The organism is Streptomyces sp. NPDC086519 (assembly GCF_040686075.1).
Taxonomy (GTDB): domain Bacteria; phylum Actinomycetota; class Actinomycetes; order Streptomycetales; family Streptomycetaceae; genus Streptomyces; species Streptomyces shenzhenensis.
The window spans coordinates 17,173-40,674 of record NZ_JBFBJL010000062.1 but is presented as its reverse complement, the minus strand read 5'-3'; the positions used below and the strand labels follow the sequence as shown (position 1 = coordinate 40,674).

The 23,502-nt window shown below is 71.0% G+C and carries 26 protein-coding genes; 23 read left to right on the top strand and 3 right to left on the bottom strand.

The features are described 5' to 3' along the window. The first annotated feature begins 136 nt into the window (after positions 1-136). From AB0P24_RS38300 to AB0P24_RS38280, 5 genes are all read left to right on the top strand, one after another. Entirely contained in the window at positions 137-1,180 is a 1,044-nt protein-coding gene (locus AB0P24_RS38300) for a sugar kinase (protein ID WP_365802324.1), read from the top strand. Next, positions 1,177-1,944 (top strand): IclR family transcriptional regulator, encoded by a 768-nt coding sequence (locus AB0P24_RS38295; RefSeq protein ID WP_365802322.1) that lies wholly within the window; start codon positions 1,177-1,179, stop codon positions 1,942-1,944. Before AB0P24_RS38300 ends, AB0P24_RS38295 begins: the two co-directional genes overlap by 4 nt. Further along, positions 1,941-2,351, top strand: a complete 411-nt coding sequence (locus AB0P24_RS38290) for a RidA family protein (RefSeq protein WP_365802320.1) — start codon at positions 1,941-1,943, stop codon at positions 2,349-2,351. The genes AB0P24_RS38295 and AB0P24_RS38290 overlap by 4 nt, the downstream gene beginning before the upstream one ends. A 148-nt stretch (positions 2,352-2,499) precedes the next feature. Next, positions 2,500-3,984 (top strand): gluconate:H+ symporter, encoded by a 1,485-nt coding sequence (locus AB0P24_RS38285; RefSeq protein WP_365802318.1) that lies wholly within the window; start codon positions 2,500-2,502, stop codon positions 3,982-3,984. Between the two features lie 65 nt (positions 3,985-4,049). Continuing rightward, on the top strand, positions 4,050-4,706 hold the full coding sequence (locus AB0P24_RS38280; protein ID WP_365802316.1) for a hypothetical protein: 657 nt from the start codon (positions 4,050-4,052) through the stop codon (positions 4,704-4,706). Positions 4,707-4,825: 119 nt separating this feature from the next. Here AB0P24_RS38280 and AB0P24_RS38275 read toward each other — a convergent pair whose 3' ends face one another. Then, positions 4,826-6,550 (bottom strand): glycosyl hydrolase family 18 protein, encoded by a 1,725-nt coding sequence (locus AB0P24_RS38275; RefSeq protein WP_365802314.1) that lies wholly within the window; start codon positions 6,548-6,550, stop codon positions 4,826-4,828. A 314-nt stretch (positions 6,551-6,864) separates the two neighbouring features. Here AB0P24_RS38275 and AB0P24_RS38270 point away from each other — a divergent pair, with 314 nt between their 5' ends. The 14 genes from AB0P24_RS38270 (at position 6,865) to AB0P24_RS38205 (ending at position 18,064) form a co-directional block, all read left to right on the top strand. Continuing rightward, positions 6,865-7,692: a hypothetical protein gene (locus AB0P24_RS38270; RefSeq protein WP_365802352.1), complete on the top strand. Its 828-nt coding sequence runs from the start codon at positions 6,865-6,867 to the stop codon at positions 7,690-7,692. A gap of 67 nt (positions 7,693-7,759) precedes the next feature. Then, positions 7,760-8,461 (top strand): Flp pilus assembly protein CpaB, encoded by a 702-nt coding sequence (cpaB, locus tag AB0P24_RS38265; protein ID WP_181804031.1) that lies wholly within the window; start codon positions 7,760-7,762, stop codon positions 8,459-8,461. A gap of 12 nt (positions 8,462-8,473) precedes the next feature. After that, positions 8,474-9,730: a P-loop NTPase gene (locus tag AB0P24_RS38260; protein ID WP_365802312.1), complete on the top strand. Its 1,257-nt coding sequence runs from the start codon at positions 8,474-8,476 to the stop codon at positions 9,728-9,730. A gap of 242 nt (positions 9,731-9,972) precedes the next feature. Continuing rightward, entirely contained in the window at positions 9,973-10,302 is a 330-nt protein-coding gene (locus tag AB0P24_RS38255; RefSeq protein ID WP_181804255.1) for a pilus assembly protein, read from the top strand. A 1-nt stretch (position 10,303) separates the two neighbouring features. After that, positions 10,304-10,648 carry a TadE/TadG family type IV pilus assembly protein gene (locus AB0P24_RS38250; RefSeq protein WP_365802310.1) on the top strand — a complete coding sequence of 115 codons (345 nt, stop codon included), beginning with the start codon at positions 10,304-10,306 and terminating at the stop codon, positions 10,646-10,648. Positions 10,649-10,666: 18 nt separating this feature from the next. Beyond that, the gene (locus AB0P24_RS38245; RefSeq protein WP_365802308.1) at positions 10,667-12,004 is read left to right on the top strand and encodes a CpaF family protein; all 1,338 of its coding nucleotides are present in this window, start codon (positions 10,667-10,669) and stop codon (positions 12,002-12,004) included. 3 nt (positions 12,005-12,007) lie between these two features. Continuing rightward, entirely contained in the window at positions 12,008-12,952 is a 945-nt protein-coding gene (locus AB0P24_RS38240) for a type II secretion system F family protein (protein ID WP_365802306.1), read from the top strand. Between the two features lie 18 nt (positions 12,953-12,970). Further along, positions 12,971-13,858, top strand: coding sequence for a DUF5936 domain-containing protein (locus tag AB0P24_RS38235; RefSeq protein ID WP_365802304.1), 888 nt, complete (start codon positions 12,971-12,973; stop codon positions 13,856-13,858). Positions 13,859-14,061: 203 nt separating this feature from the next. Further along, entirely contained in the window at positions 14,062-15,210 is a 1,149-nt protein-coding gene (locus AB0P24_RS38230) for a histidine kinase (RefSeq protein WP_365802302.1), read from the top strand. Continuing rightward, the gene (locus tag AB0P24_RS38225) at positions 15,207-15,938 is read left to right on the top strand and encodes a response regulator transcription factor (RefSeq protein ID WP_365802300.1); all 732 of its coding nucleotides are present in this window, start codon (positions 15,207-15,209) and stop codon (positions 15,936-15,938) included. Before AB0P24_RS38230 ends, AB0P24_RS38225 begins: the two co-directional genes overlap by 4 nt. A 108-nt stretch (positions 15,939-16,046) precedes the next feature. Then, entirely contained in the window at positions 16,047-16,232 is a 186-nt protein-coding gene (locus AB0P24_RS38220) for a hypothetical protein (protein ID WP_365802298.1), read from the top strand. Continuing rightward, a complete protein-coding gene (locus AB0P24_RS38215) occupies positions 16,229-16,810 on the top strand; it encodes a pilus assembly protein TadG-related protein (protein ID WP_365802296.1) in 582 nt (193 codons plus the stop codon). The genes AB0P24_RS38220 and AB0P24_RS38215 overlap by 4 nt, the downstream gene beginning before the upstream one ends. A 35-nt stretch (positions 16,811-16,845) precedes the next feature. Continuing rightward, positions 16,846-17,427: a hypothetical protein gene (locus AB0P24_RS38210; RefSeq protein WP_365802294.1), complete on the top strand. Its 582-nt coding sequence runs from the start codon at positions 16,846-16,848 to the stop codon at positions 17,425-17,427. A gap of 7 nt (positions 17,428-17,434) precedes the next feature. Then, the gene (locus AB0P24_RS38205) at positions 17,435-18,064 is read left to right on the top strand and encodes an OmpA family protein (RefSeq protein WP_365802292.1); all 630 of its coding nucleotides are present in this window, start codon (positions 17,435-17,437) and stop codon (positions 18,062-18,064) included. 368 nt (positions 18,065-18,432) lie between these two features. On the opposite strand, the gene AB0P24_RS38200 is transcribed toward AB0P24_RS38205, so the two are convergent. Next, the gene (locus AB0P24_RS38200) at positions 18,433-18,810 is read right to left on the bottom strand and encodes a DUF192 domain-containing protein (protein ID WP_365802290.1); all 378 of its coding nucleotides are present in this window, start codon (positions 18,808-18,810) and stop codon (positions 18,433-18,435) included. Positions 18,811-18,915: 105 nt separating this feature from the next. Here AB0P24_RS38200 and AB0P24_RS38195 point away from each other — a divergent pair, with 105 nt between their 5' ends. Both AB0P24_RS38195 and AB0P24_RS38190 read left to right on the top strand, forming a co-directional pair. Beyond that, positions 18,916-19,794 (top strand): LLM class flavin-dependent oxidoreductase, encoded by an 879-nt coding sequence (locus AB0P24_RS38195; RefSeq protein WP_365802288.1) that lies wholly within the window; start codon positions 18,916-18,918, stop codon positions 19,792-19,794. 60 nt (positions 19,795-19,854) lie between these two features. Then, positions 19,855-20,349: a GNAT family N-acetyltransferase gene (locus tag AB0P24_RS38190; protein WP_365802286.1), complete on the top strand. Its 495-nt coding sequence runs from the start codon at positions 19,855-19,857 to the stop codon at positions 20,347-20,349. Between the two features lie 33 nt (positions 20,350-20,382). Here AB0P24_RS38190 and AB0P24_RS38185 read toward each other — a convergent pair whose 3' ends face one another. Next, positions 20,383-20,895 (bottom strand): DinB family protein, encoded by a 513-nt coding sequence (locus tag AB0P24_RS38185; RefSeq protein ID WP_365802284.1) that lies wholly within the window; start codon positions 20,893-20,895, stop codon positions 20,383-20,385. A 52-nt stretch (positions 20,896-20,947) separates the two neighbouring features. Here AB0P24_RS38185 and AB0P24_RS38180 point away from each other — a divergent pair, with 52 nt between their 5' ends. Both AB0P24_RS38180 and AB0P24_RS38175 read left to right on the top strand, forming a co-directional pair. After that, a complete protein-coding gene (locus AB0P24_RS38180; protein ID WP_365802282.1) occupies positions 20,948-21,745 on the top strand; it encodes a class I SAM-dependent methyltransferase in 798 nt (265 codons plus the stop codon). A gap of 946 nt (positions 21,746-22,691) precedes the next feature. Beyond that, entirely contained in the window at positions 22,692-23,465 is a 774-nt protein-coding gene (locus tag AB0P24_RS38175; protein ID WP_365802280.1) for an isoprenyl transferase, read from the top strand. The last annotated feature ends 37 nt before the right edge of the window (positions 23,466-23,502 follow it).

Sequence of the window (23,502 nt, the reverse complement as noted above, 5' to 3'; positions counted from 1 at the left end):
GGAGCCTCCCTGATCAGGTGGGTTGCATGGTGTGCAACGTCCATTGCGTATATCGCGTACCGCTGTCTAACATCCACGCCAACGCCGGGTCAATGGAGCCCGCAGCGACCCGGGACGACGAGGAGCCACCACCATCGTGAACGCCACGGACGCCGGTGCAGCCGTTGACGTCGTCGCGCTCGGCGAGTCCATGGTGACGTTCCTGCCCACCCGGCCGGGGCGGCTCGCGGAGGTACCGTCCTTCGACCGCGCGGTCGGCGGCGCGGAGTCCAACGTGGCGGGTGCGCTGGCCGCCGCCGGGCACACCGCGCGGTGGGTCAGCCGGGTCGGGGCGGACGGGTTCGGCGACCACCTGGTGGAGACCGTCGCCTCGTACGGCGTGGACGTCTCGTGCGTGGTCCGGGATCCGGTGCGGCCGACGGGGGTCTACTTCCGTACGGCGGGGGACCGGGCGACCGACGCACACGAGGTCGCCTACTACCGGGCGGGGTCGGCGGCGTCCGCGATGTCGGCGCGGACGGTGGACCTGGCGGCGGCGCGTGCCGGGCGGATCCTGCACCTGTCGGGGATCACGGCCGCGTTGTCGGAGGGCTGCCTGGGGCTGCTGCGCGAGCTGACGGCTTCCGCCGGGGAGCGGCCGCCGCTGGTGTCCTTCGACGTCAACTACCGGCCGGGCCTGTGGATCGGCTCCGGCGGCGCGGAGGTGCTGGTGGAGCTGGCGCGGCGGGCCGACATCGTTTTCGTGGGGGAGGACGAGGCGGAGCAGGCGTGGGGGGTGGAGGGCGGACCGGCGGCCGTTCGGGAGCTGCTGCCCGAGCCGGCGGTGCTGGTGGTCAAGCAGGGCGGGGCGGGGGCGACGGCGTTCGGGCCGGCCGCCACCCCCGGCACCTTCGAACCCGCCCCCACCGTCGACGTCGTGGCAACCGTCGGCGCGGGGGACGCCTTTGCCGCCGGTTTCCTCTCCGGCACCCTGCGTGGGCTGCCGGTCAGGCGTTCGCTCAGGCTCGGCCATCTCTTCGCCGCCGCGGCCCTCACCACCCCCGCCGACTTCGCACCGCCCCCCGGCCGCGACACCACCGACCGCCTCACCGCCCTCGACTCCACCGGGTGGGAGAGACTTCGACTCGGCCCCGGCTGGACGCAAGCCGACGCGGCCGAAGAGGAGGTACGCACCCCATGAGCCAGACCGTCGACCGAGCGCTCAGCATCCTGCCCCTGCTCGCCGAGGGCCCCGCCGACCTCGGCCAGGTCGCCGACCGCCTCGGTGTGCACAAGTCGACCGCGCTGCGGCTGCTGCGCACCCTCCACGAACACGGGCTCGTCTACCGCCAGTCCGACCAGCGCTACCGCCTCGGCGCCCGCCTCTTCGCCCTCGCCCAGGAGGCGATGGAGAACCTCGACGTCCGCGAGATCGCCCACCCGCACCTGGCCCGCCTCAACGCGGCCTGCGGCCACACCGTGCACCTCGCCGTGTTCGAGGAGGGCGAGGTCCTCTACATCGACAAGGTCGAGAGCCGCTACCCGGTGCGCATGTACTCGCGGATCGGCAAGCCCGTCGCCATCACCGTCGCCGCCGTCGCCAAGCTGCTCCTCGCCGACCTGCCCGAGCCCGAGCGCCGGGCCCTCGCCGACAAGCTCGACTACCCCATGTACACGGCCCGTTCGACACCGAACGCGGAGGCGTTCCTCAGGGAACTGGCCAAGGTGCGCGAACAGGGCTGGGCCACCGACCTCGGCGGCCACGAGGAGTCCATCAACTGCGTGGCCGCACCGATCCGCGGCGCCGACGGGCGCGTCGTCGCCGCGATGTCGGTCTCCGCGCCCAACGTCGTCGTCACCGCCGACGAACTCCTCACCCTGCTCCCGCAGGTGCGCCGCACCGCGGACGCGATCAGCGGCGAGTACTCAGGCAGAACACCGATCAAGGAAGCCGGCAGCCGATGACCGAGAAGATCGCGCTCACCCCCACGACCCACACCACCCCGCCCGCCAAGTTCTCGCACGGCGTCCGCAAGGGCAACATCCTCCAGGTCGCGGGCCAGGTCGGCTTCCTGCCCGCCGAGGAGGGCAGGCCCCCGACCCCGGCCGGTCCCACCCTGCGCGAGCAGACCCTGCAGACCCTCGCCAACGTCAAGGCGATCCTGGAGGAGGGCGGCGCCTCCTGGGACGACGTCATGATGATCCGCGTCTATCTGACGGACGTGGACCACTTCGCCGAGATGAACGGCATCTACAACTCCTACTTCGAGGAGCAGGGCCTCACCGGTCCGCCCGCCGCCCGCACGACCGTGTACGTCGGTCTGCCCGCCGGCCTCCTCATCGAGATCGACGCCCTCGCCGTTCTCGGCTGACGGCTCGCCAACTCCCGCACGTTCCGCACGTCCCGCCACGGGATGGCACCCCGCCGGGTGCCATGCCGCGATCCGTCCTGCCCGGCTGTGCCCTCGGCGGGACACCCCCCGAGCCCCCGAACCATGTTCTTACGCAGAGGACCCCCACATGTCCCTACCGCTCGCCGCGTCCGCCACCACGGCCCCCGCCACCCCACCCCACACCGGAGGCCTGCTCCTCCTCCTCGACGGCACCGCCGGCCTCCTCACCGTCGCCGCCATCGGCATCGTCCTGCTCCTCTTCCTCATCATCAAGGCGAGGCTCCAGCCCTTCGTGGCCCTCCTCGCCGTCTCCATAGCCGTCGGCCTGCTCGCCGGACTGTCCGTCACCGAACTCTTCGGCACCGTCCAGCGCTCCGACGCCGTCTCCACCGTCGAGTCCGGCATGGGCGGCATCCTCGGCCATGTCGCGATCATCATCGGCCTCGGCACCATGCTCGGTGCGATCCTCGAAGTCAGCGGCGGGGCCGAGGTGTTGGCCGGCCGCCTGCTCGGCCTCTTCGGCGAGAAGCGGGCTCCGCTCGCCATGGGCCTCACCGGCCTGATCTTCGGCATCCCCGTCTTCTTCGACGTCGGCATCTTCGTCCTGGCCCCCCTCGTCTACGCGGCGGCCAAACGCGGCGGCAAGTCGATCCTGCTCTACTGCCTTCCCCTCCTCGCCGGCCTCTCCATGACCCACGCCTTCCTGCCGCCGCACCCCGGCCCGGTGGCCGCCGCCGCGCTGCTGAACGTCCAGCTCGGCTGGGTCATCCTCATGGGCGTCGTCTGCGGCATCCCGGCGGTGCTGGCCGCGTGGGCGTACTCGGCGTGGGTCGGCAGGCGGATCTTCGTCGCCGTACCGCAGGACATGGTCGAGGCGGCGGAGGAGGCCAGGCAGGCGGTGGTGGCGGAGCAGCGGGCGGCCGGGGTCGAGCCCCAGGAGAAGCCGGTCCCGCTCGGCACGGTCCTGGCCATCATCGGCACGCCGCTCGTCCTCATCCTCGCCGCGACCTTCTCCTCGATCGCCCTCGACCCCTCCACCGGCCGCTCGGTCCTCGAGTTCTTCGGCACGCCGATGGTCGCCCTCACCATCGCCCTGGTCCTGGCCTACTACCTGCTCGGCATCCGGCGCGGCTGGTCCCGCAGGTCCCTGGAGACCGTGTCGACCGCGTCCCTCAAGCCGGTCGGCAACATCCTGCTGGTGGTCGGCGCGGGCGGGATCTTCGGCGCGGTGCTGAAGGCGAGCGGCGTCGCCCAGGCCCTCTCCGACACCTTCAACGGCGTCGGCCTCCCGGTGATCGTCCTCTCGTACCTCATCTCGGTGGTCCTGCGGGTCGCCCAGGGCTCGGCGACGGTGGCGATCGTGACGACCGCCGGTATCGTCGCCCCCCTCCTCACCGAGGGCCACCACTCCCAGGCCTTCGTCGCCCTCGTCATCATGTCCATCTCCGCCGGCTCCATCTTCGCCTCGCACGTCAACGACGGGGGCTTCTGGATGGTCGCCAAGTACTTCGGCATCAGCGAGCGCGACACGCTCAGGACTTGGACCGTGCTGGAGTCGGTGCTGTCGGTGGCGGGGTTCGCAGTGGCGGGTGTGCTCAGCGTCTTCGTGTAGGCGTCTGATAACGAAGTCCGGGGCTGACTGTGTCCGGCACAGGTTCTTGGACCATACTGCCCGCTGTGGAGCAGCGCATAGGAGCCAACAGCCAGCCCCTGGAGGGCGCCGGATTCGACCCGGCCTTCATCCCCGGGCTCACCTCACCCGCGTCCGCCCGGCCACAGGACGCCCGGCCGGAGAAGGCCGAGGACGCGGAGGCGGCGGCGGAACCGGTGGCCGAGGTCGAGGCGGAGGCCGAGGTCGAGATCGAGGCCCCGGCCGCGGCCGCGGACACCGTGGCCGAGGACGACGAGCAGGCCCCCGAGGGTCCCGCCTTCGAGGCCGCCGACCGCCGCGCCCGGATAGTCGCCGACCACCAGGGCGTGCGCCTCAGCCTCGACGAGGAGAAGTGCGAGTTCCGCTGGGACGAGATCGGCGCGATCGAGACCGAGACCCCGCGCTTCGGCAAGCGCTTCACGATCACCGTCCACACCCCGGACCGCCGCTGGTACCCGATCGAGATCGAGGCGACGTCCCGCTCCCGCTTCAAGGAGTGGGAGGAGCAGCTGGACGCGGTCCTCGACGCGTACTTCGACGACGGCGAGGAAGCGCAAGACGACGCGCTGGAGGCGCGGGCGGAGGCCGATGCCGAAGCCGAGGCCGAGGGCAAGTCCGATACCGAGGGCAAGTCCGAGGCCGAGGACAAGGCCGAGGCCAAGGGCCTCGACGCCCGCCAGTAGTCCGGCCCGTTCGCGAGCGAGCCCTCCGGCCCTGGTGGCTGCCCCACGGCCGGAGGGCTCCGCGTCGGCCCGGACTCCGGCGGCCTGCCCGGCCGCCGGAGTCCACCACTCAAGAGCCGTTACGGCAGCGCGTGCACATGGGCGCCCACCGAGGACGACCACGCGTTCCCGGCCGCCGCGTCCCAGTTCGTCGACCAGGTCATCGCGCCCCGCAGGTCGGGATACGTCGTCGACGGCTTGAAGGAGCCGCAGTTGGTGGCCTTGGTCAGGCAGTCCAGGGCGTTGTTCACCACGGTCGGCGAGACGTAGCCGCTGCCGGCCGCGCTGGTCGACGCCGGCAGGCCGAGGCCCACCTGGGAGGGGCTCAGGCCGCCCTGGAGCTGGATGCAGGCGAGCGCGGTGAGGAAGTCCACCGAGCCCTGGCTGTACACCTTGCCGTCGCAGCCCAGCATCGAACCGCTGTTGTAGTACTGCATGTTGACGACCGTGAGGATGTCCTTGACGTTCAGGGCCGTCTGGAAGTACGCGTTGGACGTCGACTGCATGTCGATGGTCTGCGGAGCCATCGTGATGATCAGCGACGAGCCCGCCTTCGCCGACAGCGAGCGCAGCGCCTGGGTCATGTAGGTGGCGTTGATGCCGTTCTCCAGGTCGATGTCGACGCCGTCGAAGCCGTACGTCTGCATCAGCGAGTAGACGGAGTCGGCGAAGTTCGTCGCGGACGCCGAGTCGCTCACCGAGATCGTGCCGTTCTGGCCGCCGATCGAGATGACGACCTTCTTGCCGGCCGCCTGCTTGGCCTTGATGTCGGCCTTGAACTGGTCGACCGTGTACCCGCCGAGCCCGGCGGAGTCCAGGGTGAAGCTCACCGCGCCGGGTGTGCTGGTCGCGTCCGCGAAGGCGACGGCGATGATGTCGTACGACGACGGCACGTCCGAGATCTTCTGGACGGTGGCACCGTTGTTGAAGTTCTGCCAGTAGCCCGTCACCGCGTGCTTGGGCAGCGAGCCGCCGCCGCTGCCGCCGGACGCGGTCGTGGTCGCCGTCACCGCCGACGACTTCGCCGACTCACCCGCCGAGTTGGTCGCGGTGACCTGGAAGGAGTACGACGTCGAGGCCGCGAGCCCGGTGACGGTGGCCGAGGCGCCGGTGACCGCCGAGACCTTGCTGCCGTTCCGGTAGACGTTGTAGCCGGTCGCGCCCGACACCGCGGACCAGGACAGGGACGCGGAGGACGACGTCGTACCGGAGACCGCGAGGCCGGTGGGGGTCGCGGGGACGGTCGGGCCCGGGCCGGAGCCGCCGCCGCCGTCGGGGCCGTACACCGAGAAGTCGTCGGCGTAGTAGGCGGCCTGGCCGTACCAGCCGTGGGTCCAGACCGTCACCGAGGTGGTCGAGGCGCCGGTGGTGAAGGTCGTCGACAGCTGCGTCCAGGACGTGTTCGGGGTCCAGGTCGAGACGTCCGTGGTGCCGGTGCCGGTGACCCCGAGGTAGGTGTAGGCACCCTGCACCCACGCGCTCAGCGTGTAGGCCGAGTTGGCCTGGACCGCCACCGTCTGGCTGCACTGGGCGTAGTCCTGCCCGGCCGGGGTCGCCCGCAGCGCGGCGGCGCCCGAGTGGACGGGGGAGGAGACCGTCGTACCGCTGCTCGCGGAGCAGGTCCAGTTGCTCAGGCCCGACTCGAAGCCGGGGTTCTTCGCGTTGTTGACGTCGGCGGCGGAGGCCGGCGCGGAGGCCAGGCCCGCCATCGCGAGTGCCGTGGCGAGGGTGGCCACGGCCGACCAGATGCGGATGCGTCGCTGTCCGGCATGCCGGGACACGAGCCGGGGGATGAGTCTGGGCATGACAATCAAGGTGGTCCAGACCAATTCGCATGTCAATAGGTCCAGACCAAATTCAAAGGTCCGCGGAAGCCTCCTGAAGGCTGAACAAGCCCCGGTCATATGCTCAACCTGTCCCGGTTTGGCGTCACTTGTGCGGCCACGGATCCCAGACAGCTGCACAAACGCTGTTCTCCGGTCACAGACGCGTGGATACAGTGCTGAGGAAGTCACGCAATGAAGTCGACCCGGCTCATTGGAGTAACACCGGTGGGCCGCCGGGTGTGAAGAGCGGGGAGCTGCGCGTGCCAACTGCCATTGCCGTGACCAGTGCTGACATGGCGCTGCCGATCCAGGACGAGCGGACCATGCCCGCGGTCGTGCTCCGGGACCTGGACAAGCGCCCGCTGGAGCAGACCCTCGCCGAGTTCGTGGCCCTCATCGAGCAGCACGGACATGTGATCGTCGTGTACTCGGACGCCGTACCGGACGCCGTGGTCCGGCGGCTGCACACCCTGCGCTCCCTCCTGGAGAGCGACCGGATCGCACTCTTCCGCCCCGACCTGCCGCCGCTCGGCATCGCCGTGCTGGCCCGCCAGTTGCGGCAGCTGGCCTCCTGCGACCTCAGCCCCGGCGTGCTCGCGTCGGCCGGCCGGCTGCTCACCCACTACATCCACTCCGGCGCCGTCCTCGGCTCCGTCGCCAAACTGGACCGCGTCCCGGTCGGCCTCAAGGCGCACGCCAAGTCCTGGATGCCCGGTACCCAGTTCGCGGTCGTCGCCCACCCCGAGCCGCAACTGGTCCGGGTCGCACCCGAGGCCGTCCTGAACGGCCCCGAGTTCAGCACCTGGACGCTCGTCGCCAGGGGCCAGCTACAGTCGGACTGGATCGGCGGCCTCGCCAAGGCCTGGGGCGCGCACGGCCTGCGCGAGACCCCGCTGCCCGCCGAGTCGGCCGTGTGGTGGGGCACCAGCCGGATGATCGAGTTCACCAGCTACCTCGCCGACCTGTCGGTCCTCTACCAACTGGTCACCTCGGTACGGCAGACCAGCTGCCACTGGTGCGGCGTCGACGTCATCGGCGACCGCTGCGTCTTCTGCTCCGCCACCCCGCCCGACTACGACCCGCCGACGCCCCGCGCGCTGGAACGGCGGACGCCCGCCTGACCCGTACCTCGCACCACCGCTCGGTTCCCCCACTCCCTCCCGCTTCCCCGATGAGGTCGCACGGTCCATGAACTCCCGTCAGCGCCGCGGCGTGATACTCCTGATCCTGTCGGTGATCTGCGCGCTCGCCGCGTTCGCCGGCGTGCTCTCGGTCATCGACAACGCGAAGTCCGAGGTCGGCCCCAAGGTCACCGCGTACGAACTGCGGTCCGATGTCACGCCGTACACCACGTTGAGCGCGAGCCAGTTCAAGAAGATCTCGATGCCCGAACGGTGGCTGTCCGCCAACGCCGTCACCAGCCTCAGCCAGATCCAGGGCAAGATCGCGGTCACCACGCTGAAGAAGGGGTCGCTGCTCCAGACCGACATGATCGTCGACCAGCCCGAACTGAAGCCGGGCGAGCAGGAGGTCGCGATCATGATCGACGCGGCCACCGGGGTGGCCGGCAAGATCACCCCGGGCTCGCGGGTCAACGTCTATGCCACCTTCGAGGGCAAGCAGCAGAGCGACCCCGACCAGTCGAAGATCATCGTCACCAACGCCCAGGTCCTGGACGTCGGCCAACTCACCTCGCTGGAACCGGACAACAAGAACCAGCAGCCCACCGACGCCGTCCCCATCACCTTCGCGCTGTCCACACTCGACGCCCAGCGCCTCACCTACGCGGAGTCCTTCGCCCAGCGGGTCCGCCTCGCCCTGGTCGCCCCCGGTACCACGACCACCGTGCCGGACAAGGACCGCACCTACGAACTCGCGACGGACAAGTGAGAGGCGCCTTCCATGCCCATCAGGATCCTCCCCGCCGTCGGTGACGCGGACGCCGTCCGCTCCCTGGTCTCCCTGCTCAGCCAGCTCCCGGACGCCGAACCGCTGGCCCCCGTCGTCGACTCCACCGGACTCGTCGACGCCCTCGCCCGGGCCGCCGCCGAGTCCGTCGACGAACTCCCCGAGGTCGTCGTCGTCCACGAACGCATCGGCCCCGTCCCGGCCCTCGAACTGATCCGCGAGGTCGCCCTGCGCTTCCCCGCCGTCGGCGTCGTCCTGGTCACCACCGACACCAGCCCCGGCCTGTTCGCCGCCGCGATGGACTCCGGCGCCCGCGGCCTGGTCGGGCTCCCGCTGAGCTACGAGGAACTGGCCGGCCGGGTCCAGGCCGTCGCCCAGTGGTCCACCGGCGTACGACGCCATCTCGGCCACGGCGCCGACGTGTTCGCCGGCGTCGGCGGCACCGTCGTCACCGTCAGCGGCGCGAAGGGCGGCACCGGCGCGACCCTCGTCGCGGTCCAGATCGCCCTCGCCGCGCAGGCCTCCGGCCACTCCACCGCCCTCGTCGACCTCGACCTCCAGACCGGGGACGTCGCCTCCTACCTGGACGTCCAGTTCCGCCGCTCGGTCGCCGACCTCGCCGCGGTGGGCGACATCTCCCCGCGGGTCATGGCCGAGGCCGTCTTCCGGCACGACTCCGGGCTGGCGCTGCTGCTGGCGCCGGCCGAGGGCGAACGCGGCGAGGAGGTCACCGACCGCGCCGCCCGCCAGATCCTCAGCGCCCTCCGCTCCCGCTACGAGGTGGTCGTCGTCGACTGCGGCGCACAGCTCGGCGGAGCGGGCGCGGCGGCCGTGGAGACCGCCGACATGGCCCTGCTGGTCACCACGCCGGACGTGGTCGCCGTGCGGGCGGCGAAGCGGACGGTGCGGATGTGGGACCGGCTGCAGATCCGCAAGGCCGAGGAGACGACGGTGGTGGTCAACCGGTACACGCGCGGTACGGAGATCCAGCCGGCGCTGATCGCCCGCATCACCGGGACAGCCATGGCGCGGACACCGATTCCGGCCAATTTCAAGGAACTTCAGGGCGCGGTGGACGCGGGGCGGATGCACGAGCTGGACTCGCGGAGCACCGTGAAGCAGGCGCTGTGGGGGCTGGCCGGGGAGCTGGGGCTGGTGCGGACGGCAGAGGGCGGACCGGCACCGGCGCGGCGGGCGCGGGGCGGGGAGCGGGCGGCGGTGGGGTTCAGACGGCGGAAGGAACTCCCATGAGGCGCGGTCGGGCGGGCTCGGGGGCGTTGGGTTTTCGGTCGGGTGCGGGCCGGTGGGGCTTGAGCGCGCCCGCGCGGCGGCAGCCGCACATCCAACGCAGCCCCGCGCCCCTTGGGCGCGCGCAGCGCCCCTTCAGGGGCGCGGGGAACTGCGCGACCAGCCCCCACACACCCGCACCCGGCCGACGGCCCGCCGCCCCCTTCCCCCGCGACCGCGGCCAGGTCTCCATAGAACTCCTCGGCATGACCCCGGTCATCATCCTCACCCTCGTCCTCATGTGGCAGGCCGTCCTCGTGGGGTACGCCTTCACCCTCGCGGGGAACGCTGCCGACGAGGGCGTACGGGCGGGCACGGCCGTCCCCCGGGGGGAACGCTCCGGCGTCTGCGAGCGCGCCGCGCTGGAGGACCTCTCCGGCGCCTGGCGGGAGGGGGCCAAGGTGGACCAGTGCGGCGGCACCGGCATGGTGACCGCGGACGTCTCCCTGCGCGTCCCGGTCCTCTTCCCCGGCTCGATCGACTTCCCCGTCACCGTGCACGGCCACGCCGGCACGGTGGAGGAGGTGAAGAACTGAGATGCGCTCCCGTCGGCAGCCCCGCGACCGCGGCCAGGTCGCCGTCGAGTACCTCGGCTTCCTCCCGGTCCTCCTCGTCGTCGGCCTGGCAGGCATCCAGCTCGGTGCCGTCGCCTACGCCGCCGAGCAGGCCGGGACGGCGGCCCGGGCGGGGGCACGCGCCGCCTCGCTGGCGGAGGACGTCGGCGCCGCCTGCTCGTCCGCGGTCAGCAGCGGGATGGACGTGAGCTGCGTGTCCTCCGGCGGCGGCGACTCGGTCACGGTCACCGCCACGGTCCACATCCCGAAGATCCTCTGGGACCTCGGCAACGCCACCAAGTCCGCCACGATGCCCGTCGACCACTGAACGAGGAGCACGGCAACCATGAGCCTGCGGGCACGCATCAACTCCCCCGAGGAGCAGGGCAGTCGGGGCGAGGACGGCCACCTGGTCTCCTTGTACCGGGCCAAGCTGCTGGAGGAGATCGACCTCGCGGAGATGAGCGCGCTGGCCGCCGCCGAGCGCCGGGCCCGTCTCGAACGCGTCCTCGGCCACATCATCAGCCGCGAGGGCCCGGTCCTGTCGACCGTCGAACGCTCCCAGCTGATCCGCCGGGTCGTCGACGAGGCCCTCGGCCTCGGCATCCTGGAACCGCTCCTCGAAGACGCCTCGATCACGGAGATCATGGTGAACGGCCCCGACGCGATCTTCGTCGAACGCGGCGGCCGCGTCGAACAGCTGCCGCTCCGCTTCGTCTCGGCGGACCAGCTGATGCAGACCATCGAACGCATCGTCTCCACGGTCAACCGCCGGGTCGACGAGTCGAACCCGATGGTCGACGCCCGCCTCCCCTCCGGCGAACGCGTCAACGTCATCATCCCGCCGCTCTCCCTGACCGGCCCCACCCTCACCATCCGCCGATTCCCGCGCTCCTTCACCCTCCAGGAGCTGATCGGCCTCGGCTCGCTCGACGAGCACATGGTGTTCCTGCTGGCAGGCCTGGTGCAGGCGAAGTTCAACATCATCGTCTCCGGCGCCACCGGCACCGGGAAGACCACCCTGCTCAACGCCCTCTCCGGCCTGATCCCGGCGCACGAACGCATCATCACCATCGAGGACTCCGCCGAACTCCAGCTCCAGCAGACCCACGTGGTCCGCCTGGAGTCCCGCCCGGCGAACGTCGAGGGCAAGGGCCAGATCACCATCCGCGACCTGGTCCGCAACTCGCTGCGGATGCGGCCCGACCGGATCGTGGTCGGTGAGGTCCGCGGCGGCGAGTCCCTCGACATGCTCCAGGCGATGTCCACGGGCCACGACGGCTCGCTCGCCACGGTCCACGCCAACAGCGCCGAGGACGCCCTGACCCGGCTCCAGACCCTGGCGTCCATGTCGGACGTCGAGGTCCCCTTCGTCGCCCTGCACGACCAGATCAACAGCGCGGTCGAGGTGATCGTCCAGCTGACCCGGTTCGCCGACGGCGCCCGCCGGATCACCGAGATCGCGATGCTCGACAGCCACGGCAGCGAGCCGTACCGGCTGGTGACCGTGGCCCGCTTCGACGCCCAGCCCATGACCCACGACGGCCGGGTCTACGGCGCCTTCCAGTACTTCCCGCTCCCGCGTCGCACCGCCGACCGCCTCTACATGGCGAGCCAGCCGATCCCGCAGGCCTTCGGCGTGGCCCAGCACTTCGACCAGCTCACCACCCGAGAAGCGAGGTAGGCCATGCCCCTCCACGACCTCGTCACCCTCACCACCGGCATCACCCTGCTGGCCTGCCTCCTGGCCGTGGTGGGCCTGCACACCTACGCCTCCGGCCGGGCCCAGCGCGCCGCCCTGGTGGACCGCCTCTCCTACACCGGACAGGCCCCCGCCACCGGGCGCCGGCGCCGTTTCCGCAACCTGGACCGGCGCCTGCGCGGCACCTCCCTCGGCCGCCGCCTGGAACTGCGCCTCGCGGCAACCGGCCTGGACGTCACCCCCGGCGAGTTCTTCGTCTACATGCTCGCCGCCGTCGTGGCCCTCTGGCTCATCGGCCAGGCCGCCCTCGCCCCCTTCTTCGGCCCGATCGCCGGCCTGCTCGGCGTCTTCGCCGCCGCCCAGTTCCTCAACTGGCAGCGGCAGAAACGCATCGAACGGTTCATCGGCCAACTCCCCGAACTGGCCCGCATCCTGGCCAACGCCACCCACGCCGGCCTCGCCCTGCGCACCGCCATCGGCATGGCCGCGGAGGAGCTGGAGGCCCCGGCGGGCGAGGAACTGTCCAAGGTCGCCGACCAGTTGGCGATCGGCCACTCCATGGACGACGCGCTCGGCGAGCTCGCCGACCGGCTCCCCTCCCGCGAGCTGGTCGTCCTCGTCACCACGCTCGTCCTCGCCAACCGGGCGGGCGGCCAGGTGGTGTCCGCGCTGCGCAACCTGACCGAGACCCTGGAGGAGCGCAAGGAGACCCGCCGGGAGATCCGCACCCAGCTCTCCCAGGTAACGATGACCTCGTACGCCGTCCCGGTGCTCGGCATCGGCGCCCTGCTGCTGATGAACAGCGTCAAGAGCGGCACGCTGGAACGCATGACGGGCACCGGTCTCGGCCAGGCCGCCGTGGTCATCGCCTTCGGGCTGTACGTCATCGGGTTCATCCTCATCCGCCGCCTCAGCCGCATCGACGTATAGGTAGAGGTGGTATGTCACATGACACTCCTGCTGGCCCTCCTCATGGCCCTCGCCGTCTACGGCGCCTTCGCGGGCGTCCGCATGTACCGCGCCGACGCGAAGCTCCCCTCCGACCTGGCGATCGCCCTGGAGGTGGGCGCCACCCGCACCGGCGCCGCCAACTCCCTCATCGACCGCATGGGCATGCGGTACGCCCCCGCCGTGCTCCGCCTGATGGGCCCGCGCCAGGTGGCCAGGTACCGCCGCAAGATCGACCTGGCGGGCAACCCCGGCGGCCTGACCATCGACCGCTACGCGGCCCGCCGCGCGGTCTACGGCGCACTCGGCGGCACCGGCTTCCTGGTCTTCCTGCTGCGCGGCCAGTGGCTGGTCGCCGTCCTGCTCCTCCTCTTCGGCGCGTTCTGGACGGAGGTCGGCATCTGGTCGGCGATCCGCATCCGCAAGGACGTCATCGAACGCACCCTGCCGGACTTCCTCGACGTGCTCGCGGTGGTGGTCGGCGCCGGCCTCGGCTTCCGGCAGGCCCTGGACCGGGTGGCCACGCACTACGAGGGCCCCTGGGCCGACGAACTCCGCATCACCCTGCGCCAGATGGACCTCGGTATGAGCCGCCGCCAGGCCTTCGCGGAACTCCGCCGCCGCAACGACTCCGAACAGGTCGCCATGTTCGTGACGGCGTTGCAGCAGGGCGAGGAGCTGGGTGCGCCGATCGTCGACACGCTGGTCGCCCTGGCCAGGGACATGCGCCGCACCGACGCCCAGAACGCGCGGCGCAAGGCGGCCCGGGCGGTGCCGAAGGCCACGCTGATGATCACCACGTTCATGGTCCCGGCGACGATGCTGCTGCTGGCCGCGGGCCTGCTGCTGGGCTCGGGGATCGACTTCGGGTCGGTCACGGGAAAGTAGGCGGAGGCGACGACGTGACGACCAGGAGGCCCGGAGAGACCGGCCCTGTCGGCCGAGCCGACCGAGCCGACCGAGCCGACCGAGCCGGGCTAGGCGGCGATGTCGGCCAGGCCGGCCGAGCAGGCCAAGTCGACGATGCCGGTGATGCCGGTGATGCCGGCCAAGTCGTCGGCGAGAAGGTCGAGATCCGGGCCCTTCAGGCGATGGGCCGCCAGGTCTTCGGCTTCCGCCTGGCGATGATCGCCGTGGCGACCCCCGCCGCCCTCCTCAACGCCACCCCCGGCCTGGGCGTCCGCCTGGTCGGCTCGGCGGTGGTCGTCACGTTCATGATCTCGTACGTCCTCTTCCGCGACTGGCAGCGCTTCGGCCCCCTTCTGCTCCGCCACCCGACCCTCCTGGCCGCCGACACCCTCTTCGGCTCCCTGCTCCTGATCTCGGCGGGCCCCGACACCACCCTCGCGTACGTCAGCGTCTGCACACCCCTCCTCGCCGGCCTCCTCTACAGCTGGCGCGGAGCGGCCGTCTTCGCCTCCCTCCAGTCGCTGATCCTCCTGGTGGTACAGGAGACGCTGAAGCACCACTCACTGCCGGCCGAGTCCCTGCTCCTGCCCGGCCTCTGCGTCATCACCGGCGCGATGGGCTCGACCCTGCGCAACCTGATGCTCCGCTTCGGCACCGCCACCGAGGCGCTGACCGAGACCCGGGCCCGCCTGGCCGCGACCGAGGCGGCGAGCGCCGAACGCGCCCGGCTGGCCCGGGAGATGCACGACTCGGTGACCAAGACGCTGTACGGCGTGGCACTGGTCGCCGACGGCCTCGCGCAGTCGGCGGCCGCGCCCCCGGACCGCCTGGACCCGGCCCTGATCAGACAGCAGGCCGGACTGCTGGCGAGCGCGGCCCGCAGAGCGGCGGCGGAGTCCCGCGAGCTCCTGACGGACCTGCGCGGCGGAGCCGAGACCGACGTACTGTCCCAACTGGAATCGCTGACGACCGGCTTCACCGCGCGCACGGCCCTCCCCGCCCGGTACGACGGCCCCGCCACCCCGGTCCCGCTCCCGCCCCCCACCGCCCGGCAGCTGCTGGGCATCGCGGCGGAGGCCCTGGAGAACGCGCACCGTCACGCGCGGGCGACGAGGGTCGACGTACGGGCCGCCGCCACCCCCACCCACCTGGTGGTGACGATCCACGACGACGGACGGGGCCTCCCCCCGGACACTTCACTCGAAGACCTGCGCCGCACCGGCCACTTCGGCCTGCTCGGCATGACGGAACGGGCGGCGGCGGTGGGCGCCCGCATCAAACTGACCACCGACAAGGGCACGGAGGTCCGAGTGGAGGTGCCACTGACATGACCGAGGAGACACGCGACCCGCGCGACCTGCGGGTCCTGGTTGCCGACGACAACCCGGTGATCCGCGCGGGCCTGACGACCGTCCTCTCCGCGGCGGACGACCTCACCGTGGTGGCGGAGGCCGAGGACGGCCGCGCGGCCTGCGAGGCAGCCTTGCAGCACCGCCCCGACGTCATCCTCCTGGATGTCCGCATGCCCGGCGTGGACGGCATGACGGCACTGCCCCGCCTGGTCCGCGTCGCCCCGGTCATGATGCTGACGTACAGCGACGAGACGGACCTCGTGCAGGAGGCGGTCCGGCTGGGCGCCGGGGGCTACCTGGTCCACGGCGAGTTCACGACACAGCAGCTGATCCAGGCGGTACGGGACGTGGGCCGGGGCCGCCCCCACTTCACACCGACGGCGACGAACGCGTTGCTGGCCCACGTCAGAGGCGACGCAACTGCACACGAGGGACCCGAACTACGCGCCGTCCCAAGGAAAATTCCCCTCAAGGGGCTTTCGCAACTGCAACCACCCGTGGGACATTCATCCCAGTCCCGGTTTCAACTGAGCAGCAGGGAGGCGGAGATCATGAACCTCATCGCGTCCGGCATGAACAACCAGCAGATCGCCGCCGTCTGCTTCATCAGCGAGAAGACGGTCAAGAACCACATCAACCGCATCTTCGCCAAGCTCCACACCACCACCCGCGCCCAGGCGACGGCCAAGTGGCTGGGGGTGGCCTGAGGATGAACAGGGTGAACTGGGTCCGGATTTGGGTCCTGGGACCCTCCGCCGGTGGGTATGTTCCGCCATACGGTGCCAGGATCGAAACCGAACCCGGAGGGGAGCACCATGAGCAACCTGATGCTGAGGATGCTTGTCGCAATGCAGCGCCGTGCCGACGACCGGGGTCAGACCGCGGTCGAGTACCTGGGGATCATCGCGGTGGTGGTGGCTATCGTGCTGGCGGTCACGGGGACCAGCATCGGAAGTACGATTTTGCAGGCGATTATGACGCAAATCAGCAAAATCAAGTGATACCCATCCGCCGTTATGGCGACTCTGGGCAGGCCTTCCCTATCTACATCACGGTAGTGGGAGGCCTGCTCTTTCTCGCGTTCGCGTACTTCGCGGTCGGCCAGGCCGCGGTGAACCGGAACGGTGCCCAGACGGCCGCGGACGCGGCGGCGCTCGCCGCGGCCATGAACACCCGTGACGAGCTTGCGGACCAGTGGGTGAAGGACGTGCTGGACCCGACCAAGTGGCAGGACATCTTCAACGGCAATGTGAACGTGGCGGACTCCTGCTGGCGCGCCGTCCAACTGGCCGCCCAGAACGATGCGACGGTACAGTGCACGCCCGAACCGCCGCTGAGCTATACGGTCGACGCCGAGACAAACAAGACCGTGGGCGACTCCGTCGTCCCCGGCACGGAGAACATGAAGTCGACGGCACACGCCACCGCCGTGATCGAGCCGCTCTGCACGTTCGCAGTTTCTGGTGGCGGCGGCCTGCCCGAACTCACCTGCAGGGACCGGAAATGGACCCTGAATCCGGACGATCTCACGCATCTCCCGGGACCCGAGGACCTCTTCGATGTGCACCTGGCCGACTGACAAGCGAATCGACGAGTGAAGAAGGAAGCGGTGCGATGAGCATTCGGTTCCCTGCGAGGACCCGCAGGGGGATGGTTGCATTGGCTGTCACAGCCGGTCTGGCCTTCGGTGCGGCCGGATGCGGCAGCGGTGGCGATGGCGGCAAGAAGCCTGGCGCCTCGTCGTCTGCCTCCCCCCGCGGTGGGTCTCAGCCGAGTGCCCAGGAGGGGAAGTCCGAGGCTCCCCTCGCCGAACTCTCAGGGCCCTCCGGGCTGGTTCTTCAAGTGACCTCCGCCATCCGGGACTCGGGTGGCTTCCTTACCATCAATGCGAACCTGAAGAACGACGGCTCGCAAATGGTCGTGGTTCCCGTGGCGCTGCGGGGCGACGAGACAGAGATCGTCCAACACGGCACCTCGTTCGGTGGCGCCACGCTCGTGGACTCCAAGGGGAAGAAGCGGTACTACGTGCTGCGGGACACGGACGGGCGGCCGCTCACCACGACTGATCTCTCCTCGATCGAGGCCGGCCAGACCATCCCCGTCTTCATGCAGTTCCCCGCCCCACCGGCGGACACCACCGAAGTGACCCTCCAACTCCCCACCTTCTCCAGCGGCACCATCAAGATCTCCGGGTGAGGCCGAAGTGACCACACCCCGCCTCCCCGTGACCCTGGGCGCCGCGACGCTCCTGCTCGTCGCGAATCTCCACGGTGCGGCCGCCGCCCGTGCCGACGACGGCGACCCGAGCGCCCCGCCGGGCACCGCACCCTCCGCCAGTGCCCCCGTGAAGATCGACCCCACCGACCCCGACCTGAAGCTCCCGGAAGGCGCCACCCTCGCCGCGCCGAAGGTCCTGGACATCAAGTCGGTCGTGGAGGACCAGAGCGGTGACGAACGCCGTACGGACACCAACGCGGACGTGACGTTCGCCCTCCAGGCCGAGGTGCTGTTCGGCAAGGACAGCGCGAAGCTGAGCGAGGCGGCGAAGGCGCGGATCGGGGCGATCGCGGACGAGGTCAGGAAGCAGAACGCGACCCAGGTCCGCGTCTTCGGCTTCACCGACGACCTGGGCTCCTCGGCGCACGGCGACGTCCTCTCCCGCCAGCGCGCCAACGCCGTACAGGGCGTCCTGGACCAGGACCTGAACGATCCGAACATCACCTTCGACGTCCGCGGCTACGGCGAGCAGTACCCGATCGCGGACAACTCGACGGAGGAGGGAAGGAAGAAGAACCGCCGGGTGGAGGTCACGTTCCCGCGGACGGAGAGCTGACGGCAGCCGGGGGACCGGCGGCCGTATGCACGGCGTATACCTGCGCCATGGCCGACATTGTGATCCGCGTGCCCGCCGAAGTCCGCGCCCGGTTCGCCGCCGTGGCGGAGGCCGGTGCGGGTCTCGGGGTCGCGGTCGTGGAGCTGAACCGCTGACTGAGGACCGAGGCGGTGGTCACAGCTCCTGGAGCGCGTCCAGCGAGATGTCGACGTCGACGTCGAACGGGTCACCGATCTTGAGCTGCTCCTGGTGGGTGCCGGTCAGGGCGCAGGCCTTGGTCACGGGGCCGACGCCGTCCTCTCGTGACGTCGATCGGGGGCAGTGGGGCAGCCGGTGAACCGAAGCGGCCCCGGACCGTCCGGCGCGGGTCACGGCCGGCCGTCCGCCGCCTCCACCGTCACCCGAGTGCCCACTCCCACACCCCACTCGGCCATGGCCCCCGCCTCCGCCTCCAGTACGTGCCGGGAGCGCAGGCGGGGGCGGCCGAGGCGGCCCGGTGGCATCGTCCGCACGGCGATGACGTTCAGGCGGCGGTCCAGATAGGCCACATCGATCGGCATCCGCATGCGGAACGTGTGGATGCCGTTCGCGGGGGAGAGCAGGATCGCCCCCTCCAGACCGTCCCGCCCCAACAGCCCCTTGGTGCGGGCTCGATACGAGGTGGCGATCTCCAGCGGAACGGCAGTCGCCCCGCCTCCACCCCCGTGTACGACCAACGTCCCCCGCCCGTCCCGCCAACGCGCCATCTCCGCGTCACCTCCGCAGCGACGGTACCGCCGAGAAGACCGGGCGCCTGCTCCGGCGGCGCAATGTGGTTGTGCCGGCCGCGGCCGCAGGGTAGGACGTTCCCCGTGACTGCACTCGGCGCTGTGTTCCGCCCCCAACTGCCCCCCGAGCGGCTGCAAGCTGTCGTTCGGCTCGCTGATGCCGTGGGGCTCGAAGAGCTGTGGCTGTGGGAGGACTGTTTCCGGGAGGGTGGGATCTCGACCGCCGCTGCCGCGCTCGCGTGGAGTGAGCGGGTGCGGGTCGGGGTCGGGCTGTTGCCCGTGCCGTTGCGGAACGTCGCCATCGCCGCCATGGAGGCCGCCGCGCTGCACCGGATGTTCCCGGGGCGTGCCGTCCTCGGTGTCGGGCACGGTGTGCAGGACTGGATGGGGCAGGTCGGCGCTCGCGCCCAGTCCCCGGTGACCCTGCTGCGTGAGTATCTCGACGCCCTGCGGGCACTGCTGCGAGGGGAGCGGCTCACCGTCAGCGGGCGGTACGTCCGGCTCGACGACGTCGCGCTCGACTGGCCGCCCGCCGGGCCCGTCCCGGTGTTCGCCGGTGCCGAAGGCCCCCGCACCCTGCGGCTGACCGGCGAGGCCGCCGACGGGACCATCCTCACCGCCGCCACCCCGCCCGACGGCGTCCGCCGGGCGCGGCAGCTCATCGCGGAGGGGCGGGCCGCTGCCGGGCGGGGGGACGGCGATCCGCACCACGTGGTCGTCTACCTGCTCACCGCCACCGGGCCCGCCGCCCCCGCCCGGCTCCGCGCCGAACTCGCCGCGGAGGGCCTGGAGTCGGTCCCCGGTCTCGGTGTCGCCGGCGACGCGGGCGCCGTCGCCGAGGCCGTGCGGCGGCTCGCGGAGGCCGGCGCCGACACCGTCATCCTCCAGCCGACGGCGGACGAACCCGACCCCGAGGGCTTCGTACGGTTCACCGCGGAGGAGGTCCGGCCGCTGGTGCCGTAAGAGGGGTCCGGGAGAGCCGGCCGCCCGGCGTTGTCAGTGGCGGGTGCCACACTCGCCGGTATGACGACCAACGACGTCCGGCTGCGTCCCGTCCAGGACGACGACCTCGAACTCTTCCTCGCCTACGAGCACGATCCGGAAGCCGTCCGGCGGTCGCGGTTCACTCCCCGGCCGCGGGAGGCCTTCCTGCGGCACTGGAGAGAGCGCGTGCTCGGGAATCCGACCGGTCTGGTGCGGACCGTCGTGGTGGACGGGGAGGTCGCGGGGAACATCGTCGCCTGGTGGGAGGGCGAGCGCCGGTTCACCGGGTACTGGCTCGGGCGGGCCTACTGGGGGAGAGGCGTCGGCAGCCGCGCCCTCGCCCTCTTCCTCCGGGAGGAGACCGTACGGCCCCTGTTCGCCGACCCCTTCGCCGAGAACACCGCCTCCGTACGCCTGCTGGAGAAGAGCGGCTTCGTGCCGTACGACGACCCGGAGCACCCCGTGGACGAGGGGTATGTGCTGCTCGTCCTGCGCGACGGCGCCGCCGGGGCGCCCGCACCCCCTCGACCCTAGCCCCGCGGCCTCGTCACGAGCCCTGCGGCCCTGTCACGCCGTTTCGGTGCGGCGCGGCTGGTCCCCCGTCGCCCCGTCGACCAGTTCCCGCACGATGTCCATGTGCCCGGCGTGCCGTGCCGTCTCCTCGATCATGTGGACGAGGACCCAGCGGAGCGAGACCAGGTGGTCCCGCCAGTCCGGGCGGCCCACCGCGTCCAGCGGGCGTCCGGCGATCACCGCGTCGGCCGCGGCGCGCGCACGGCCGTAGAAGTCGATGATCTGCTGGGTCGTCTCACCGGGGCCGACGGTCATGTCCTCGTCGGTGTAGGGGTCGAACCACAGCGGCTCCACCTTCTCGCCGAAGGCCGAGACGAACCAGCCGTACTCCACCGACGCCAGATGCTTCACCAGCCCCAGCAGGTTCGTCCCCGACGGGGTCATCGGGCGGCGCAGTTGTTCGTCGTCGAGGCCCCGCAGTTTCCACAGCACCACGTCCCGGTGCCGGTCCAGGCTCGCGTGCAGGGTTTCCTTCTCACCGGCGGCGTACGTCCTGTCAGTCGTCATGGTGGGCGAAATTAGCAGCGGGCACTGACAAACCGCTGCGATTATGCGGGCCATGGCAGAGCAGACGCACCGCACCTTCGAGGACCTCGTCGCCGAGGGTGCCGCCGTGCCGACCGAGGGGTGGGACTTCTCGTGGTTCGAGGGGCGGGCGACCGAGGCCCGTCCCTCCTGGGGGTACGCCCGTGCGGCGGGCGGTCGCCTGGCCGCTGCCACCGCCGCGCTCGACATCCAGACCGGCGGCGGCGAGGTGCTCGACTTCGCCCTCGGCAGGGCGGCCCCGGACCGGCCCCGGACGCTCGCGGCCACCGAGGGCTGGCCGCCGAACGTCACGAAGGCGAGTGCCCTGCTGAGTGCTCGCGGTGTCGTGGTCGTCGCCTCGCCTGAGGACGCCCCGCTGCCGTTCGCCGACGAGACCTTCGACCTGGTCCTCAGCCGGCACCCGGTGCGGGCCCACTGGGCCGAGATCGCGCGCGTGCTGCGCCCAGGTGGCACGTACTTCGCGCAGCACGTCGGGCCCGCCAGCGGCTTCGAGCTCGTCGAGTTCTTCCTCGGCCCGCAGCCGGAGGCCGTCCGCGGCGTCCGCCACCCCGACGGCGAGCGCGCCGCGGCGGAGGCGGCCGGGCTGGAGGTCGTCGGTCTGCGGGCGGAGCGGCTGCGGATGGAGTTCCACGACATCGCGGCCGTCGTGCACTTCCTGCGCAAGGTCGTGTGGCTGGTCCCCGGCTTCTCGGTCGAGGGGTACGAGCCCCAACTCCGCGCCCTGCACCGGCGGATCGAGGCGGAGGGCCCGTTTGTCGCGCACAGCTCCCGGCACCTCTTCGACGCCCGCAGGCCGCTGCGCCGGGCCTGATCCATCCGCCTTGCAATGCCAGGCGGCGAAGAATGGCCAAGAACCGCCGTCCGGGCTCCGGAAACCCCCGCCCGGCCGTAGCGGCGGTCAAACGATCAAGATGGGGTATGTCGTGACGTGCTGGCTCAATACGGTCAACTCGCATCTTAGGGAATGGATCTGTGCATAAGTGAACATGGGTACCCTCTGTTCGGCTCTCGTTTTCACGGTGTTCTCACATCGTTACCTCTTTCGCTTCATGTCACCCGGTTGGCTCACGTAAGTTCAGACCAAGGCAATTCGCGTAAGCAAAGCTGCGCGGGTGGTACCGCGCAGTGGAGGGGGCTGCGCGGTGCCGCGACGCCCCACTTGCTCCCGTCAAGTCGCCGTTCGCGCTCGGGGTAGCCCGTCGGGGGGACGGGGGCGCAACTCGCCGAGGCGTCCCCAAGACGGCCCAAACCCTCTTGATCTCCCCGTAGGTGGCTGCTTTTCCTGGGATTCCGCTGTGAATCGGCCATTCAAGGCCCCTGGATTCGGCGATTCGGACCCACCGGGGCGTCGCCGGGTGACTCCGGAGAGTAGTTGATGCGTGCTGATGCACGCAGCATCACTCACGAAGGGTTATGGTGGAAGCCCCCCCTCGGGCCGGTCCGTCTCCCCCCCCACGGACCGGCCCGTTTTTTGTCCACGGTTCTCCCCCCGCTTTTCAAGCGCCGTCAAGCGCCATCAGGGCCGCGCCGCAAAGGGGTGCGGGGCCTGCCGGTACGCGGCTCCGCCGCGGGGCGCGACCGGCCGCAACGGGTCCGCGGGTCGCCCGGCGGCCCCGACCGCCACCCCATGGGGCGCCATCCCTCCCGAGCCTCCGTCAACTCCCAGCGGGGTAGGCTGCGAGCGCGGACTCCCGCATCCCCAAGCACGCGGACTCCACGCGGACTCCCGCATCCGAATCACGAGGGGCGGACTTCAAGTGAACCTGCGCGACAAGCTGCGCGGCCTGCTCGTCAGGCTCTACGCGCGCCGGGTGGAAGGCCACCTGGATCACGCTCAGGTGCCCAAGCACATCGGCGTCATCATGGATGGCAACCGCCGCTGGGCGAAGGCCGCGGGCTCCAGCACGGTGCACGGTCACCGCGCCGGCGCCGAGAAGATCGAGGAGTTCCTCGGCTGGTGCTCCGAGACCGATGTCGAGGTCGTCACCCTCTGGCTGCTGTCCACGGACAACTTCGACCGTGCCCAGGAGGAGCTGGTCCCCCTTCTCGGCATCATCGAGGACGTCGTCCGCACCCTCGCCGCCGACGGCCGCTGGCGCGTCCACCACGTCGGCACCCCCGACCTGCTGCCCTCCCCGATGCAGACCGCGCTGAAGGAGGCCGAGGAGGCCACCGCGCACGTCGACGGAATACTGGTGAACGTCGCCATCGGCTACGGCGGCCGCCAGGAGATCGCCGACGCCGTCCGCGCGATGCTCCTGGACGCCAACGACAAGGGCGTGTCCATGGAGGACCTCGCCGACTCCGTCGACGTCGACATGATCGGCCGGCACCTCTACACCGGCGCCCAGCCCGATCCGGACCTGGTGATCCGCACCAGCGGTGAGCAGCGGCTGTCCGGATTCATGCTCTGGCAGACCGCCCACTCCGAGTACTACTTCTGCGAGGTCTTCTGGCCCGCGTTCCGCAAGGTCGACTTCCTGCGCGCCCTGCGCGACTACGCGGCCCGGCACCGCCGCTACGGCGGGTGACGTCATCGTGACGGCGGACGTCAACACGGCATACGGC